This is a genomic window from Amycolatopsis orientalis DSM 43388 (assembly GCF_000411975.1).
GTDB classification, from domain to species: Bacteria; Actinomycetota; Actinomycetes; order Mycobacteriales; family Pseudonocardiaceae; genus Amycolatopsis; species Amycolatopsis orientalis_D.
The window spans coordinates 31,924-47,832 of record NZ_ASXG01000021.1; the positions used below are offsets into that span (position 1 = coordinate 31,924).

Consider the following 15,909-nt stretch of genomic DNA (forward strand, 5'->3'; position numbering starts at 1 on the left):
CTCCTCGATCAGGCGCTGAGTGCGGCAAGCCGGTGGAAGCGGCGCTGGAAGTACACCAAGGCACCGCGGTCCGGCGCGGTCAGCACCTTCTCGATCTCGACGAACAGCACCGAATGCGAGCCATGCTCCTGTTCGGCGACGATCCGGCCGACCAGCGAGGCGGCCGCGCCGCGCAGCACCGGCGCGTCCTCGCTGTCGAGGTCCCAGCAGTCCTGGTCGAAGCGTTCGGCGGTCGGCACCTTCGTCGCGCCGGCGAAGTGCATGGCCAGGTCCTCCTGGCCGGGGCCGAGGACGTTGACGCAGACCCGTCCGTTGCCGACCAGGATCGCGTGCGACCGGCTCGACCGGTTGACGCACACGAGCACGGTCGGCGGGCTGTCGGTGACCGAGCAGGCGGCGCTCACCGTCATCCCGGCGAGGCCGTGCGGACCCGCGGTGGTCACGACGTTGACGGCCGCGGAGAGGTTGGCCATCGCGGTGCGGAATTCGCGCTGGGTCCGGGTCAGCTCGGACACGGTGCCTCCTAGTACTGGGGCCGGGGCTGCCTCGACCGTACAAAGCCGCACCGGGCGCGGGATATCGAGAACTTCCCCGGCGTAGCTGAAGAATTCCTAACCCGGGCCGGTCGCGGGCAGTGCGAACCCGAAGCGCGAACCTCCGCCGGCGCGGTGTTCGGCCCAGATCGTCCCGTGCTGACGCGTGATGATGCGGTGGCTCAGCGCCAGTCCAATGCCGCTGCCGCGCTCCTTCGCGGTGAACGACTCGTCGAACGGGTTGCGCGGGAAACCGCGGCCGCGATCGTCCACGGTGACCACGCCGGTGTCGCCGTCGCGGCGCGTAGTGAGCACCAGGCTGCGCCGCTGCGGCGGACACTGCGCCATTTCCTCGATCGCGTTGAAGCACAGGTTCAGCACGACCTGGCCGGTCAGCACGCGTTCGCAGTGCACCGGGACCGGCTCGCCCGCTCGCTCGAAGGTCACCTCGATCGCCGCCGGTTCAGCCCGCAACCGCACGAAATACAGGCATTCCTCGACGATCTCGTTCAGGTCGGCCACCTGCTCCACGTGCTCCAGATGCCCGACGAACGCCCGCACGGACGACACGATCTGGCTCGCCCGCTCGATCTGCCGGACGGCGCTGTCGATGCCGTAGACGACCGGCGCGGCATCGAGCGTCCGGGACCGGACCCCGGCCAGGAAGTTGCCCGCGGCGGCGAGCGGCTGGCTCAGCTCGTGCGCGATCGCCATCGCCATGTCGCCCATCGCGGTGTAGCGCGCCAGGTAGTTCTCCCGGTGCAGCTCCTGCTCGCGCCGGACCTCGCCGCGGACTCGCTCGGACACGTCGTGGAGCAGCAGCAGAAACGCGTCCCCAGCAGGCTCTCGAAGCCGTTCGACACTGCCCTCCAGCCACACGCGACCCTGGATTTCCAGCCGCACCTGCGTGGCCGGCGCGGCGCGTTCGCGGACTTCGTCCCAGGTGGCCGGACGGTCGTCGAGGCGGAGGCCGGCGTAGTCGGTCAGGCGGCCGAGCGGTTCGTCCGGCGTCGCGCCGAACAGCTCGACCGCGGAGTCCGTGGCGAACCGCAGCTCGCCCGAGCCGTCGAGCATCAACGCGACCGCTGAGGTCTGCCGGGCCAGCGCGTCGACCCACGACGTGGTCAACCGCAGCTCACGCTCGATTTCCTGCTCGCGTTCGATGTCGCGGAACTGCACCATCACCGCCGGGCCCTGGGCCAGCTCGACCCGCGTGGCCACGGCGTCGGTCGGGATCACCCGGCCGGATTTCGTGCGGTAGTGCCATTCGATCCGGCTGACGCCCTTGTCGACCGCCTCCTGCAGCCAGGCCCGGCCGATCACCCGGTCGTACTGCTGCGCGGAGCTGCTCATGTGGTTCGCCTTGAGCGGCCGCAGCTCGGTGACGCTCCATTCGAGCATCTCGCAGGCCGCCGGATTGGCCCACAGGATGTTCTTCGTCGCGCCGTCGTGCACGAGCACGCACGTGCGGCTGGCGTTGAGCATCGCGACGAAATCGTGCGTCGTCAGCTCGGGCGCGCGCGGGTCTGCCTCCATCGGCTCAGGGTAAAGCCCCTGGCTGGCGGCTCGCACTGAAGAAATCCCCTACGCCCGCTCAGGCACTACCAATTCCCGCACGGCGCCGAGGTTCGTACCGTCGGACCGACCGCACCGGCATTCTCGAGGAGCAGCGATGAGCGAAGTCACCATGGAGGAGGTGCTCGCCGAGCTCGCCCAGCGCAAGGACGAGTTCCAGCAGCGGCGCTACGTTCCGCGCGACTTCATCGACCGGCTCAAGCAGCTCGGCATCTACCGGGCCAGCACGCCGGCGAAGTTCGGCGGCAACCCGCTCCCGCCCGCCGAGTTCCTCCGCCTGATCGAGCGGATTTCCACTGTGGACGGTTCGACCGGCTGGGTCGCCAGCTTCGGCTCGTCGCTGATCTACCTCGCCGCGCTTCCGCTGGACACGCAGGCCGAGCTGTACCAGGACGGTCCGGACGTCGCGTTCGCCGGCGGGCTCTTCCCGGTCCAGCCCGCCCCGGCGACCGAAACCGGCTTCCGCGTGGACGGCCGGTGGAAGTTCGCCAGCGGCTGCATGGGCGCGGACATCCTCGGCGTCGGCATCCCCGGCGACGAATCGACCGGCGGGAAACCGCGCACCGCGCTGCTGCGGCCCGAGCAGGTCGAAATCGTGCAGGACTGGGACGTCGTCGGCATGCGCGGCACCGGTTCGTTCGACCTGGTGGTGCGCGACGTCGAGGTTCCGCGCGAGTGGACCTTCATCCGCGGTGGCGCGCCCACGGTGGACGAACCGCTCTACCACTACCCGACAATCGCTTACGCCGCACAGGTTCTCGCCGTGGTCGGCGCGGGCGTCGCACGCGCTGCGCTCGACCACGCCCGGGAGGTCGGAGCGGGCTACACCGGCGTCACCGGGGCGCCGAGGCTCGCCGACCGCGGCTACTACCGCACCGGGTACGCGGAAGCCGAGGCCGCGCTGCGGTCCGCCCGCGCCTGGTTCTACGAGGTCAGCCACGAGGTCTGGGACACCGTCGTTTCCGGCGCCGAGGCCAGCGACGAGCAGAACGCCCAGCTGCGGCTTTCGTCCGCGCACTTGGCGAAGACGGCGTCCGAGGTCGTCTCGAAGCTCGTCGAGATTTCCGGCACCGCGCCGATCTACTCGACCCACCCGCTGCGTGGACTTCAGGGCGACGCACTGGTACCCAAGCAGCATGCGTTCCTGGGACCGGCCATCCACGACGCCGCCGGCGCGGTGCTGATGGGACAGCCGCCGACCAGCCCCGGATTCCGCTGACCAGCCACCACCACGACGAGGAGTCTCCGACCGTGAGCACGCAGCCCCTGCGGGTGCTTTTCTGCATCGGCATCAACCAGAACTTCTTCGACCTGCCCGCCGACGGCATCGCCATCGGCGACGTCTGGCAGGCGTTCGTGTCCATGATGGACCAGCTGAAAGCGTTGCCGGGCATCACTTTCATCGGCGACATCGACGACGACTCGCACATGGTCGGGCCGTCCGACGGCTGGCCGTGGACCTGCTACATCCTCGCCGACGCCGACAGCCAGGAAACCGTCAAGGCCGGGTGCAACCTGCTGCGCACCACGGAGGTCGGCAGCAATGGCGTCAAGCTGTGGCGCTTCGCCAAGATCGAAGCCCGGATCGGCCGTCCGCTGACCGTCCGCGAAGACGTCGAACTGCCCGACTGAACCGGAGACCTCATGACTGAGACAGTGCCCGCCGATTTCGCCGAAAGCGACCGCGTCGCCGCCCGGCTCTACACCGACCCGGACATCTTCGAACGCGAGATGACGCAGATCTTCGAACGTTCGTGGGTGTGGGTCGCGCACGAAAGCGAATTGGCCCAGCCGGGGAACTTCAAGTCCACTTACGTCGGCCGCCAGCCGGTCATCGTGACGCGGGACCGCAAAGGCACGCTGCACACGATGCTCAACCGCTGCCGCCACCGCGGCGCGAGCCTGTGCGAGAAGCCGAGCGGCAAGGTCAATGGCTTCACCTGCCCGTACCACGCTTGGAGCTACGGCCTCGACGGCAAGCTGCGCGGCATCCCTTACCCGGACGGCTATGAAGGCGTGCTGGAAAAGGGCGAACTGTCGCTGAAGAAGCTGCGCACCGAGTCGTACGGCGGCATGGTTTTCGCGACCTTCGTCGAGGACGGCGAATCGCTGGAGGACTTCCTCGGCGACGCGAAACTGTGGATCGACCGGTTCATGAAGCAGGGCGGCGGCTACCCGATCAAGGTGCTGGGCAAGCACCAGTTCAAGTTCCGCGGCAACTGGAAAATCCAGCTGGAAAACACCACCGACGGCTACCACTTCCCGATCGTGCACCGGTCGTGGATGGCGTCGGTGGACGCGGAAACGGCCGACATGATGTCGTTCATGACCGATCCGTCGGCGATCACGCACGCGCTCGGCAACGGCCACAGTGTCATGCAGATGGTGCCGGAACACTCCGATTTGGACGTCGACGACGGCACCGAACCGCTGCAGGCCCGGTTCGACCACGTCGTGGCCGAGTTGTCGAAGACGCTCGACGAAGCCCAGGTGCGCAAGGTGGTCCGGGCCATGCACGGCACCGGGTTCAACCTGAACCTGTTCCCGAACGTCTCGATGTCCGCGGCGTTTTTCCGGGTGCTGCGGCCGATTTCGGTCAACGAAACCTTGATCGAACACGTCGCGATCGGCCCGGACGGACCGCCGGAACTGGACGTGGTCAACCGCGAACGGCTGCGCATCCACGAACATTTCCAGGGCCCGTTCGGCTTCGGCACGCCGGACGACGCCGAGGGCTGGGACCGGGTGCAGCGCGGGGCGCACGGCGGTCCAGACCTGCCGATCCTGGTCAACCGCGGGCTGGCGCGGGAAAAGGCGAGCCCGGAAGGCTGGCCGACCTCGCACGTCACCGACGAAACCGGCATGCGCGCCGCGTACGCCCAGTGGAAGGAGATGATGGGCGATGACTGAAACCATCCCCACCACTGACCCCCGGGTCGCGCGTGCGGTCGACCTCGTCAACCGCGAAGCGGAATTGCTGGACCGCACCGAATACCACGAGTGGGAAAAGCTGTTCGCCGAGGATGGGATCTACGTCATCCCGATCGACCGGGAAACCGACGATTTCGCCGGCTCGCTGAACATGGTCTACGACGACGCGCGGATGCGGCAGATGCGCGTCGCGCGGATGACCGAGGGCTACGCGCTCGCCGCCGTCGATTCCGCTCGCACGGTCCGCACCGTGTCCCGATTCGTGCCGGAAACCGTTACCGACGAAGAAGTCGTGCTGCGCTCGGCACAGATCCTGGTCGCGTACAAGCGCGGGAACCACGACCTGTGGGCGGCAGATCTGGTGCACCGCATCCGGTTCTCCCCCGACGGTCCGGAAGGCGACCGGATCGCGCTGAAGGTCGTCCGGCTGGTCAACAGCGACGACGCCGTTCCGGCCGCGGGATTCCTGCTGTGAGCGCGCCCGCGGAACCGCACGTCGCGGTAGTCACCGGCGGCGCGAACGGGCTTGGCGAAGCGATCGTGCGTCAGCTGCACGACGAGGGGTACCGCGTCGCGATCGTGGACGTCGACGGCGAAGCGGCCGAGAGGCTTGCCGCGGAACTGCGCAACTGCCGCGGTTACGCGGTCGACGTGCGGGACCGAGCGGCGCTGGCGCGGCTGAAGGACGACGTCGTCCGCGATTTCGGCAGCGTCCAGGTGCTGGTCAACAACGCGGCCCGCACGCAAGCGCGGCCGCTGATGGAGATCACGCCGGAAGACCTCGACGAGGTCCTCGCGGTCAACTTCACCGGCACGTTCACCGCCTGCCAGATTTTTGGCGCGTACTTCGCCGAACAGGGCTACGGGCGGATCGTGAACATGGCGTCGCTGGCCGGCCAGAACGGCGGCACCGCGACCGGCGGGCACTACGCGTCGTCCAAGGGCGCGATCATGTCCGCGACGAAGGTGTTCGCGCGGGAACTCGCGCCGCGCGGCGTCACCGTGAACGCCGTGTCGCCCGGGCCGCAGGACAGCCCGATGGTGCGGTCGATCGTCGGCGAGGACAACCTCGAGGCCTTCACGAAGAACATCCCCGTCGGACGGCTCGGCGACCCGGCGTTCATCGCGCGGATGGTGTCGCTGCTCGCCTCGCCAGGCGCGGCCTCGGTCACCGGGGCCTGCTGGGACGCCAACGGCGGCCTTTACCTGCGCTGAACCGCTTGAAACGGAGAGCCGATGCCGAACACCGTGGTCCGCGTGGCCGAGGTCGTCGAGGAAGCGCCCGGGATCCGGGCGCTTCGCCTCGTGCGCGCCGACGGCCTGCCGTTCGATCCGCATCCCGCCGGCGCGCACGTCGACGTCACCGGCCCGACCGGGATCCTGCGTCAGTATTCGCTGTGCGGGCGGCCGGACGACACGTCGTCGCTGCTCATCGCGGTGAAACGGGAGCCGGGCTCGCGCGGCGGCTCCGAGGCGCTGCACACCGTCGCGGAGAACGACAAGCTCGAGATCGGCGAGTTCCGGAACCTGCTTTCGCTCGCTCCGGACGCTGATCGGCACGTGCTGATCGCGGGCGGCATCGGCATCACTCCGCTGCTGAGCCTGGCTTATCAGCTGCACGCGGACGGCGCGCAATTCGAACTGCACTACTTCGCGCGCAACCGGGACTCGGCGGCTTTTGTTTCACTGCTGGAAGAACACGCGGAATTCCGGGATCGGGTACTGCTGTATTTCGGCGTGCCGCGCGGTGCACAGCCCGCGGTGCTCACCGAGGTGGCGGCGGGGCTCGGTTCCTCCGCACACGTGTACACGTGCGGTCCGGAAGGGTTCATGGAGCAGGTCACCGGCGTGTTCGCGCCGGTGGTCGGCGAATCGCAGGTGCACGTCGAACATTTCACCGCGGCCGAGGTCGACCCGAGTGGCGACCGGGCGTTCACCGTCGAACTCGACACCGGCGAAGTGTTCGAGATCCCGGCCGACCGGTCGATCCTGTCGGTGCTGACCGAAAACGGGATCGAGGTGTTCAAATCGTGCGAGGAAGGCATCTGCGGTTCGTGCGTTTCCGGAGTGCTGGAGGGCACGCCGGAGCACCGCGACCAGTGCCTTTCGGCCAGTGACAAGGCTTCCGGCGACCAGATGGCGCTGTGCGTGTCGCGGGCCCGTTCGGAAAAACTGGTGATCGAACTGTACTGAGTCTTCCGCGGCCGGAATCCTCACGATTCCGGCCGCGGCGTCGATTAATTGATAGATTTTGTTTATCAATCCGCCGTAAATCAGGCTTTGCCTCCTTCGTCACGTTTTCCCTAAACTGTGTCCACCATTTATCCCCACCGGACACTCCGCGCAGTTGGCGCGAGAAGACGAAAGGCCGGCTATGGCCAAGCGCGACGAAGCGCATTCTCCCGGCGTGCTGCGGCTCGGATTCGCCGCCGGCGTCGGCACTTCCCTGGAAATGTACGACTTCTCGATCTACGGCACCGCGGCGGCGCTGGTATTCGGATCGGTGTTCTTCAAAACCGGCAATGCCTGGTTCGGCACCTTCATGAGCCTCGCGACCTTCGCCATCGGTTTCGTGATGGCCCCGCTCGGCGCGGCGCTTTTCGGCTGGCTCGGCGACCGGCGCGGCCGCCGGACCGCCCTGTACGCCGCGTTCCTGCTGATGGGCTTCGCGACGCTGGGCATGGGCGTGCTCCCGCCGTACGCGGTGCTCGGCATCGCCGCGCCGCTGCTGCTCGTCGGGCTGCGCCTGTTGCACGGCGCTGCCCGCGGCGGGGAAAGCGCCGGCGCGGCCGTATTCGCCGTCGAACACGCGCCGGAAAAACGACGCGGCCTCTACGGTTCCTTCGTCGCACTCGGCTCGCCGATCGGCGTCGTGCTGGCGAACCTGGCTTTCGCGTTGGTCCTCCTGCTGCCCAACGACGACGTCCTGAACTGGGGCTGGCGTCTCCCGTTCCTGGCCGGCGGCGTCGTGCTCGCGATCGGCATCTGGGTCCGCCGGGGCGTTTCGGAAAGCCCGGAATTCGAGAAAATGGCCGCCGCGGAAACTCGGGCGAAAAAGCCGCTCGCCGACGTCCTCCGTTCGAATTGGCGACGCCTGCTGCTGATCGCCGGCGCGAACCTCGGCCTCACCGCCAGCACTTTCGCGCTCGTCACGTTCATGCTGTCCTACGCGACCGCGGCCGCTCCCGAAGGGCTCGGCCTCCCCCGCGCCCCGATCGTCACCATTTCGACGATCACCCTGCTCTGCCACGCCGCCGCGAACGTCGGATCCGCCTGGCTGTCCGACCGAATCGGCCGCAAACCGGTGATGCTGACCGGCTCGGCCCTGTCGATCGTCGCCGCGCTCGTGATGTTCCCGATCGCGTCGGCAGGCGCCATCAGCTCGGTTTTCCTCGCGCTGCTCTTGGGTTTCACCGCCACCGGGATCCTCTTCGGACCGATGTACACCTGGTTCGCCGAACTGTTCCCCCGGGAGCAGCGCCAGTCCGGCCTCGGCGTGGGCTACCACGTCGGCGCGGTGCTGGGCGGCGGCCTGTCGCCGATGATCGCCAACCGGATCGTGGCCGCGACCGGAGACGCGATCGCGGTCGGCTACTACCTGGCCGCGCTGCTCGTGCTGAGCCTGGTCTGCCTGCTCCTTCTCCCGGAAACCGCCCCCGCGCGCCGTGCCGCGAAACCGGCTGCCGAACTGGTCAGCTGACGCGGACGCGCCCCAGTCCCGCCGCTTCGGCGAGACTGGGGCGCATGCGGGATATCGACGAAGTCCTGGACGCGGTCGGCCCCCGGCTGCGAGCCCTGCGCAACCGGCGCGGCATCACTTTGGCCGATCTGTCGGCGGAGACCGGCATCTCGGAAAGCACTCTGTCCCGGCTGGAAAACGGTCAGCGCCGAGCGAACCTGGAACTGCTGCTCCCGCTCTCCCGCGCCTACGACGTGCCGATCGACGACCTGGTGGGCGCGCCCCGGGCCGGCGACCCGCGGGTGCACCTGCGCCCGATCCACCAGCACGGGATGACCTACGTGCCGCTCACCCGCCGGCCGGGCGGGGTGCACGCGTACAAGATGCTGATCCCCGGCTGCCTCGCCGAACCCGCGCTGAAAACGCATAACGGTTACGAATGGTTGTACGTCCTCAATGGCCGTCTCCGGCTGATCGTGGGCGCGAAGGACCTGACCGTCCCGCCCGGCGAAGCCGCGGAGTTCGACACGACCGAACCGCATTGGCTCGGCTCGGCCGACGGTGGCGCGGTCGAGCTGCTGATCCTCTTCGGACTGCAGGGCGAGCGGGTGCACGTGGCGCCGCGCGCACAGTGATTTCGGACATCGCGTAACACCGGCGGCGATTTGCGCGACCTGCTTGTGCACGTTCGATCACGAAAGGCTCGCATGTCCGCCCCTGACTATCCTCCGCCGCCCGCGCCGTATCCGGCCCCGCCCGCCCCGCCGAAGAACGGTCTCGGCACCGCCGGGTTCGTGCTCGGACTGATCGGCCTGATTTTCTCGTTCATCCCGGTCGTCGGGCTGGTCGCGTGGCCGCTGGTGATCCTCGGGATCATCTTCTCCGCACTCGGCTTCGTCCGGACCCGTTCCGGAAAGGCCACGAACAAGGGCCTCTCGATCGCCGGTCTCGTGCTGTCGGTGATCGGCCTGGTGATCTGCATCGTGTGGCTCGCGACGGCCGCCAAGGTGGTCAACGACGTCAACAACGAGGCCAACCGCTCCGTGACGGTCCACTACGAGGTCACCGGCACCGCGAAGGACGCCTCGATCACCTACACCACCTTCGGCGACGGCAGCACGTCCACCAACCAGGAGCACCCGCAGGCCCTCCCGTGGTCGAAAGACATCTCCACGAAGGGCCTGTTCAAGGGCGGCAGCCTCATGGTGACCACCGGCACCGAGGGCGGAGAGGTGACCTGCAAGGTCATCGTGGACGGCAAGGAAGCCAAGACAGCGAAGGCGTCGGGCAACTTCGCGACCGCCTCGTGTGACGGTTTCTGATCCCGAGACCGCCCGCTCGCGGCGGCGCACCCCGGACTGAGGGAACGTCCGGCGCCGCCGCGAGCACCGCTGCTGGTACCACGAAATTGGCCGGAAACTGGATCTGGCTGGCACCAGATTGATCTCGGACAGTGAAGGGAAGCACTGAGCGAACCCACCAGCGAGGCAGTCATGTCGGCCCAGATCCTCCCGCTGAACCACCGCGAGCGAGCCACTCTCACCGCCGTCGGCCTCGGCCGCGCCGAAATGACCTGCAGCTGCGAACCCGACCTCTACATCGACGGCGTCCCGTGCTGTGACCAGTTCACCGCCCACCGCCTCGCCCGATTCGCCCTGGTGGTCCCGCAGCGCGCGGGCCGACGCGGTGAACGCGTCCCGGCGCTCCTGACCGACGCCGGTCGAGCCGCGATCGATTTGCCCGCCGCCGACGTCCCGCGGTCCGCGGCCTAACCACCGTGCTCGGCGACAACGGACGATTCAGATCTGCGTCTCCGGCAAGTCCACCTCAATCTCCTCAAGCGCCCCGCCTAACGTGAGCTGGCACCCCAGCCGGCTCCGTTCCCCGTCTCTCTCCGCCGCGGTGCACTCCAGCATCTCGTCTTCCTCCTCCGACAGCGGCGGCAACACAGACAGATACGGCGCGCGGACGTACACGTGGCAAGTCGCGCACATCGCTTGCCCACCGCATTCGCCGACGATCCCGTCGACCCCGTTCTCCACGGCAGCGCGCATCACGTTGCTGCCGTCCTTCGCGACGACCGTGCTGGCGGCGCCGTCGTAGTGGAAAGTGACCTTGGGCATCCGAAGCTCCTCGTCAGTTCCAGTGCACGGGCAGGCTCAACACCCCGCGGAAGACCCAGCCGCCGACCGTCGCGGGATGGACCGGATCCGGGCGCAGTTCTGGGAACTCGGCGAACAGGCGCGGCAACGCCACCCGGACCACCGACGTCCTCGCGACCCAGGCGCCGGCGCAGAAGTGGTTGCCGCCGCCGAAGGCGAGATGCGGTTTGCGGGGCCGGTCGATGTCGTAGGACTCCGGGTCGGCGAACACCGCCGGATCACGGTTCGCCGCGCCGACCACGACGCCGAGCCGGGTGCCGCGCGGAATCGCCACTCCGGCCACCTCGGTGTCCCGCGTCGTCTGCCGCGGGTACATGCCGATCGGCGCGATCCAGCGGATCGATTCCTCGAAGGCGTCCTGCCAACGGTCCTGTTCCCGCACCGCGGCCAGTTGATCGGGGTGGGTCAGCAATGCCCACGCGGTGGTCGCGAGTGCGTCCCGTGGCTCGTTGAGGCCGCCGCCGATGGTCATCTTCACGTTGGCCCGCAAGGCTTCCAGCGGCATCCCGGAAGCTCCGAGGGCGGACAACAGGGAGCCGTCGGGCTGGTCGCGCAACACCGGCAGCATTTCGTCCACTGCCTCGTCGACCTCGCGGGACGAACGCTCCGCAGCGGCCCACACTTGCGGATCATCGGCGTAGTTTCCGGTGCCGTCGATGAGGGTTTGCGACCAGCGCTGCAAATCCTCCGGGGCGGCGTTGGCGAAACCGAGAACATCCCGAAGGTTTTCCGCGGCGTACGGCGCGGCGAACTCGGCCACCAGGTCCGCGCCGGGGCCCGCCGCACGCAACCGTTCCGCGCAGGTGCGGTAGTTGCGTTCGAAGACCGCTTCCCACTGTTGCTTGATCGCTTTCGGCCGGAGTACGCCGCCGTAAGCCTTCCGGTCCGTCGCGTGTTCGGGATCGTCCTTGCGCAGCATGCTGTGCCCCATGGACCGCTTCATCAGCGACTGGTCCTCGTCGGCGGAAAAGCGTTCCTGGTCCACCTCGATCTCGTGGCAGGCTTCGTAGCCCACGACCAGGCAACGGCCGACCGCCGGAATCCAGTGGACGGGCGAGAGTTCGCGCAATCGCCGGTAGATCGGGTACGGATCGGCGTAGAGGGCGGGGATCTCCACCCACTCCGCGGTCGGGATCTCCTGGGCCGTCGTGCTGTCGGTTGTCATCTCGACCTCCTCGCCGATCAGCGTGATCCAGCCCACCACCGCAGGTAAAGTTCAAATAACCTGCCAATAACCACAGCAGAGGTTGGTTATGCCTCGCTACACCCTGCGCCAGCTCGAGTACTTCGCCGCCGTCGCGGAGGCGAAATCGATCTCGTCGGCAGCCGCCGCCCTGCACGTCACGCCGACCGCGGTGGCCTCCGCGCTCACCGAACTGGAACGCGTGCTGCGCAGCCAGCTCGTGGTCCGCCGCAAGGCCCACGGCATCACGCTCACGCCGACCGGCCAGCACCTGCGGAGACGGATCGCCGCGCTGCTGCGCGAGGCCGACGAGCTCGAACGGTCGGCCGCGGGCGGCGACGGCGAACTCGCCGGGCCGCTGGTGCTGGGCTGCTATTCGACGGTGGCCCCGACAGTGGTCCCGATCCTGATGAAATGGGTCCGCGACCACCACCCGCGCGTGGACCTGTCCGTCGTCACCGGCAATCAGGCCGAACTGCCGCACCGGCTTCTCGCCGGCGGACTGGACCTGGCGATCGGCTACGACATCGCCTTGCCCGACGGCCTGCATTCCGTGCGGCTCTACAGCGCGCCGCCGTATGCGCTGCTGCCCGCCGGACACCGGCTGGCGGACCGCGAGACCGTGTCCGTCGCCGAACTGGCCGACGAACCCATGATCATGCTCGATCTGCCGCCCGCCGCGAAGCACACCCGGATGCTGTTCGAGCGAGCCGGCACCGAGCCCCGGGTGGAGCAGCGGACCACCGATTTCGAGCTGACCCGCTCGCTCGTCGCGCGCGGCTTCGGCTATTCGGTGCTGATCCAGCGCCCCACGGTGAACCGGTCCTACGAGGACCTGCCGCTCGCGTTGTGCGAGATCACGCCGGCGGACCCGGTCGCGAACGTGCTGATGATGTGGCCCCGCGAGGTCCGGCTCAACGATCGCGCCGCGGCGCTGGCCGCCTTCGCCACCCGCAACGCCGAGCTGCTGGACCCGCGCCGCCGCGGCTGAATCCTGCGGGCGGAGTGCAGTGCTGTGCGCGCCCGGACAAGCGAGGCACCCGCTTCGCTGGCGAGAATCAGCACGCGGCGTCCGTGCGCGGCTTCCGCCCGCCGTTTACCTTCTTAAGCAGGCCATTCGACACTGAAGTCGGAGGAGGATCCATGGCAACCCCGGCGACCAGGAAACGGAGCGCCACCCTCCTGCCGCCGGTCGCGTTCGCGACCGAATCCGCGCTTGCCTGGCAGCGCGTGGTGTCGTCCTCGTTCGTGCCGCTGATGGTCGACGACCTCAGCGACGGCCAGTTCGCGGGCACCATCCGCGGCCGCGTCCTCGACGACGTGTTCTTCTCGCGGCTGCGCGTCACCCCGCACGAGGTGCACCGGACCCAGGCGCTCATCGACGTGTCCCGCCGGCTGTTCTACAAGATCACCTTGATGATCGAAGGCACCGGCGAGCTGGTGCAGGACAATCGCACCGCGCTGATGCTGCCCGGCAGCATCAGCGTGTACGACACCGCGCGCCCCTACGACCTGCGCTTCGCCAGTCCCGTCGACACCGTCGTGATCATGTTCCCGCGCGACCTGGTCAGCCCGAGCCCGGACCAGATCAAGACGATCACCGCGATCTCGCTGGGCCCGGAGGAATCGCTGACCCGGCTCGTCACGCCGTTGCTCACCGAGATCTCGCACGATTTCGCGTCCCTGGAAGGCCCCGCGGCCGCACGCGTGGTGCACACCGCGGTGGACTTGATTTCCGCGCTGCTGAGCACCGCCGCGCTGGCGCGCACCACCGAAGGCGACCGCGAACATTTGTCCTTGATGCTGTGCATCCGGGAGTACATTCTGGACCACCTCGGCGACAGCGACCTGAATCCGGACCGCATCGCCCGCGCGGTGTTCATTTCCACCCGGCATTTGCACGGATTGTTCCAGCACCAGGGGACCACCGTGTCGGCCTGGATCCGGGAGCGGCGCATCGAGGCGATCCGCCGGGAACTGAGCGATCCGCTGCACGCGCACCGGGCCATCGCGGAAATCGCCGCGGCCTGGGGATACCCGGAGGCCTCGCATTTCTCCCGCACGTTCCGGCAGCAAGTCGGCATGGCGCCGAGCGCGTTTCGCCGCGCCTCGCTGGAAAACGCGCGGCGCGGCGAAAGGCGGCGGGGTCAGGCCTCGGCGACCGGGTAGTCGAGCACGAGCGCGCCGCCGGTGGCGTAGTTCGGCACGTCCTCGCGGACCGCGACGCCCTGCGGGGAAGCCATCGCCGCGGCATAGGCGTCCGCGTCGGCGAATTCCGCTTCGAACACCGCGAAATACGGGCTTTCCGGTTCAGCGTGCACCCGCAGGCTGTATCGCCAGCCGAGCAGCCCCGGCAATTGCCGGACCAAGGGCAGATGCTGATTTTCGTAATGGGCGGAAAAGGCCGCGGGGTCCACCGGAGGCGGGTAGAGGACGAGGAGTTTGTGCATCATTCTCCCTTGAGCTCGGTGGGATCGGCTCCGATCGCGGCGTGCCGGGCGATCGCCGCGGCGACCCGTTCCGGAGTGGCGAGCATATCTCCGTTGCGGTGCGGATAGCTGAAATTCTCCGTGAACTCGTCGCACAGCGTCCGCATTCCGGACATCGCGCCGAGGAGTTCCTGGACGTGCGGCGGAGTCGGCGTGGCGATCATCGTGTTGACCCACGTGCTCAGCCCGTCGACCCGTTCACGGCGGCGCAGCGCGACTTTCTGCGCGAAGCGCTCGTCGACCACGCCGTCCTCGATCACCGCGTCCGCGGTCACCTGTGCTTCGAAGGACGCGGAGTTGGCACCCTGTCCGGTGATCGGGTCGACCGTGGAATGCGCGTCGCCGAGTGCCAGCACCACGGTTCCGTCGTCGAGCAGCCGGTAGTCCTCCCGCACCACCGGCCGGACCGCGCCCTGCAGGATGTCTCCGGGACGCATCAGCCGGAACCGGGACTGGTCGATGCGTTCGTAGACGGTCGGATGGTGTTGTTTGAGTTTCTCCAGCATCAGCAGGCGATAGGCCTCGGGATCGTCGGATTCCCGTTGCGTCATCAGCACTTCCAGGTCGCCGCCGGGCACGTTCTCGCACAGCAGCGCGCTCGCCCAGCCGTCGAACGTCGTGATCGGCAGGTCGAGCAGTTCGCCGTGGCCGGGCGAGATGCTCATGGTCACCGCGCGCGGATCGGTCTGCGCGACGCCGTCCCAGAACCCGACCGCCAGATGCCGTTGCGGCTTCGCGTACGGGGAAATCTCCGGTCGTTCCCCGAAATACTCGGCGAACGACCGCTTCCCGGCCGCCACCACGATCAGGTCGTGCCGGCGCGCGAGCTGCTCGAAATCGCCCGGCTCGACCGCGCGCTGCTCGATCGTCCCGCCCCGGTCCTCGTACTCGGCCATCAGCCGCGGCAGGTAGATCCGGTAGTCCAGCACGCGCGAGGGACGCAGGAAATCGCCGCGGAAGACCGGCGGCCCGTCCGGCACGTTGAGGTGGTGGAAGTGCACCTGGTAGCCGTATTCCTCGGCGGGCCAGAAGTTGACCCCCATCGCGCTCTCCCGCGCGATCGTCGGCGCGTGGTGCGAGACGCTGTTCTGCGGGCGCCCCGCCGCCACCTGCTCGGCGGTCTGGTTCGAGTAGATCCGGGTGGGGATCCCGGCCTGCTGGAGCAGGAGCGCGAGGTGCAGGCCCGCGGTGCCGGCTCCGATGATCCCGATGTCTGGCATCTGCGTCTCCTCGTTGAGGCGTGCGACGTGCCGACAGCGCGGTCGGCCCGGTCATGGTGACCCGGCGCGCGGACCGGCGGTAGCGCGCGGCGCCGCTGTTCGCTGTGGTTCCAGAACCGTTGCGCTGGGTGTCAACT

Annotated in this window: 18 protein-coding genes; 12 read left to right on the top strand and 6 right to left on the bottom strand. The window is 68.4% G+C overall.

Translation table 11 applies throughout. The features are described 5' to 3' along the window. Positions 1–8 precede the first annotated feature (8 nt). Both L942_RS03095 and L942_RS03100 read right to left on the bottom strand, forming a co-directional pair. Positions 9–515: a flavin reductase gene (locus tag L942_RS03095; protein WP_037354601.1), complete on the bottom strand. Its 507-nt coding sequence runs from the start codon at positions 513–515 to the stop codon at positions 9–11. A gap of 96 nt (positions 516–611) precedes the next feature. Further along, positions 612–2,069, bottom strand: a complete 1,458-nt coding sequence (locus L942_RS03100) for a PAS domain-containing sensor histidine kinase (RefSeq protein ID WP_037354602.1) — start codon at positions 2,067–2,069, stop codon at positions 612–614. Positions 2,070–2,205: 136 nt separating this feature from the next. Here L942_RS03100 and L942_RS03105 point away from each other — a divergent pair, with 136 nt between their 5' ends. The 10 genes from L942_RS03105 (at position 2,206) to L942_RS03150 (ending at position 10,490) form a co-directional block, all read left to right on the top strand. Next, positions 2,206–3,327 (top strand): acyl-CoA dehydrogenase family protein, encoded by a 1,122-nt coding sequence (locus tag L942_RS03105; protein WP_037354604.1) that lies wholly within the window; start codon positions 2,206–2,208, stop codon positions 3,325–3,327. Between the two features lie 32 nt (positions 3,328–3,359). Beyond that, on the top strand, positions 3,360–3,740 hold the full coding sequence (locus L942_RS03110) for a hypothetical protein (RefSeq protein ID WP_037354607.1): 381 nt from the start codon (positions 3,360–3,362) through the stop codon (positions 3,738–3,740). Positions 3,741–3,752: 12 nt separating this feature from the next. Continuing rightward, positions 3,753–5,018, top strand: coding sequence for an aromatic ring-hydroxylating oxygenase subunit alpha (locus tag L942_RS03115; RefSeq protein WP_037354610.1), 1,266 nt, complete (start codon positions 3,753–3,755; stop codon positions 5,016–5,018). Beyond that, complete coding sequence (locus L942_RS03120) at positions 5,011–5,514, top strand: aromatic-ring-hydroxylating dioxygenase subunit beta (protein WP_037354612.1); 504 nt, start codon at positions 5,011–5,013, stop codon at positions 5,512–5,514. The genes L942_RS03115 and L942_RS03120 overlap by 8 nt, the downstream gene beginning before the upstream one ends. Then, complete coding sequence (locus L942_RS03125; protein ID WP_037354614.1) at positions 5,511–6,254, top strand: SDR family NAD(P)-dependent oxidoreductase; 744 nt, start codon at positions 5,511–5,513, stop codon at positions 6,252–6,254. Before L942_RS03120 ends, L942_RS03125 begins: the two co-directional genes overlap by 4 nt. Positions 6,255–6,275: 21 nt before the next feature. Further along, the gene (locus L942_RS03130) at positions 6,276–7,232 is read left to right on the top strand and encodes a PDR/VanB family oxidoreductase (protein WP_037354617.1); all 957 of its coding nucleotides are present in this window, start codon (positions 6,276–6,278) and stop codon (positions 7,230–7,232) included. Positions 7,233–7,413: 181 nt separating this feature from the next. Then, positions 7,414–8,739 carry an MFS transporter gene (locus tag L942_RS03135; protein WP_037354619.1) on the top strand — a complete coding sequence of 442 codons (1,326 nt, stop codon included), beginning with the start codon at positions 7,414–7,416 and terminating at the stop codon, positions 8,737–8,739. A gap of 44 nt (positions 8,740–8,783) precedes the next feature. Further along, complete coding sequence (locus tag L942_RS03140) at positions 8,784–9,353, top strand: helix-turn-helix domain-containing protein (protein ID WP_037354622.1); 570 nt, start codon at positions 8,784–8,786, stop codon at positions 9,351–9,353. A gap of 72 nt (positions 9,354–9,425) precedes the next feature. Further along, positions 9,426–10,040, top strand: a complete 615-nt coding sequence (locus tag L942_RS03145) for a DUF4190 domain-containing protein (protein WP_037354624.1) — start codon at positions 9,426–9,428, stop codon at positions 10,038–10,040. Between the two features lie 171 nt (positions 10,041–10,211). Continuing rightward, positions 10,212–10,490, top strand: a complete 279-nt coding sequence (locus L942_RS03150) for a hypothetical protein (protein WP_037354627.1) — start codon at positions 10,212–10,214, stop codon at positions 10,488–10,490. A gap of 27 nt (positions 10,491–10,517) precedes the next feature. Here L942_RS03150 and L942_RS03155 read toward each other — a convergent pair whose 3' ends face one another. Further along, positions 10,518–10,841, bottom strand: a complete 324-nt coding sequence (locus L942_RS03155; RefSeq protein ID WP_037354629.1) for a 2Fe-2S iron-sulfur cluster-binding protein — start codon at positions 10,839–10,841, stop codon at positions 10,518–10,520. A gap of 13 nt (positions 10,842–10,854) precedes the next feature. Further along, positions 10,855–12,045, bottom strand: a complete 1,191-nt coding sequence (locus tag L942_RS03160) for a cytochrome P450 (protein WP_037354823.1) — start codon at positions 12,043–12,045, stop codon at positions 10,855–10,857. Between the two features lie 88 nt (positions 12,046–12,133). Here L942_RS03160 and L942_RS03165 point away from each other — a divergent pair, with 88 nt between their 5' ends. Both L942_RS03165 and L942_RS03170 read left to right on the top strand, forming a co-directional pair. Continuing rightward, a complete protein-coding gene (locus L942_RS03165) occupies positions 12,134–13,054 on the top strand; it encodes a LysR substrate-binding domain-containing protein (RefSeq protein ID WP_037354632.1) in 921 nt (306 codons plus the stop codon). Positions 13,055–13,206: 152 nt separating this feature from the next. After that, a complete protein-coding gene (locus L942_RS03170) occupies positions 13,207–14,232 on the top strand; it encodes a helix-turn-helix domain-containing protein (protein ID WP_051165682.1) in 1,026 nt (341 codons plus the stop codon). Here the strand turns inward: L942_RS03170 and L942_RS03175 are convergent. Both L942_RS03175 and L942_RS03180 read right to left on the bottom strand, forming a co-directional pair. Next, complete coding sequence (locus L942_RS03175) at positions 14,211–14,513, bottom strand: EthD family reductase (RefSeq protein WP_037354634.1); 303 nt, start codon at positions 14,511–14,513, stop codon at positions 14,211–14,213. The two genes, L942_RS03170 and L942_RS03175, sit on opposite strands and share 22 nt — an antisense overlap. Further along, positions 14,513–15,772 carry a styrene monooxygenase/indole monooxygenase family protein gene (locus tag L942_RS03180; protein ID WP_037354636.1) on the bottom strand — a complete coding sequence of 420 codons (1,260 nt, stop codon included), beginning with the start codon at positions 15,770–15,772 and terminating at the stop codon, positions 14,513–14,515. The genes L942_RS03175 and L942_RS03180 overlap by 1 nt, the downstream gene beginning before the upstream one ends. Positions 15,773–15,909: the final 137 nt, after the last annotated feature.

Coding starts and splice junctions, on each gene's coding strand:
- L942_RS03130 (WP_037354617.1), top strand. CDS start 6,276: ATGCCGAACACCGTGGTCCGCGTGGCCGAGGTCGTCGAGGAAGCGCCC.
- L942_RS03160 (WP_037354823.1), bottom strand. CDS start 12,045: ATGACAACCGACAGCACGACGGCCCAGGAGATCCCGACCGCGGAGTGG.
- L942_RS03105 (WP_037354604.1), top strand. CDS start 2,206: ATGAGCGAAGTCACCATGGAGGAGGTGCTCGCCGAGCTCGCCCAGCGC.
- L942_RS03135 (WP_037354619.1), top strand. CDS start 7,414: ATGGCCAAGCGCGACGAAGCGCATTCTCCCGGCGTGCTGCGGCTCGGA.
- L942_RS03170 (WP_051165682.1), top strand. CDS start 13,207: ATGGCAACCCCGGCGACCAGGAAACGGAGCGCCACCCTCCTGCCGCCG.
- L942_RS03140 (WP_037354622.1), top strand. CDS start 8,784: ATGCGGGATATCGACGAAGTCCTGGACGCGGTCGGCCCCCGGCTGCGA.
- L942_RS03150 (WP_037354627.1), top strand. CDS start 10,212: ATGTCGGCCCAGATCCTCCCGCTGAACCACCGCGAGCGAGCCACTCTC.
- L942_RS03115 (WP_037354610.1), top strand. CDS start 3,753: ATGACTGAGACAGTGCCCGCCGATTTCGCCGAAAGCGACCGCGTCGCC.
- L942_RS03180 (WP_037354636.1), bottom strand. CDS start 15,772: ATGCCAGACATCGGGATCATCGGAGCCGGCACCGCGGGCCTGCACCTC.
- L942_RS03120 (WP_037354612.1), top strand. CDS start 5,011: ATGACTGAAACCATCCCCACCACTGACCCCCGGGTCGCGCGTGCGGTC.
- L942_RS03165 (WP_037354632.1), top strand. CDS start 12,134: ATGCCTCGCTACACCCTGCGCCAGCTCGAGTACTTCGCCGCCGTCGCG.
- L942_RS03100 (WP_037354602.1), bottom strand. CDS start 2,069: ATGGAGGCAGACCCGCGCGCGCCCGAGCTGACGACGCACGATTTCGTC.
- L942_RS03175 (WP_037354634.1), bottom strand. CDS start 14,513: ATGCACAAACTCCTCGTCCTCTACCCGCCTCCGGTGGACCCCGCGGCC.
- L942_RS03155 (WP_037354629.1), bottom strand. CDS start 10,841: ATGCCCAAGGTCACTTTCCACTACGACGGCGCCGCCAGCACGGTCGTC.
- L942_RS03145 (WP_037354624.1), top strand. CDS start 9,426: ATGTCCGCCCCTGACTATCCTCCGCCGCCCGCGCCGTATCCGGCCCCG.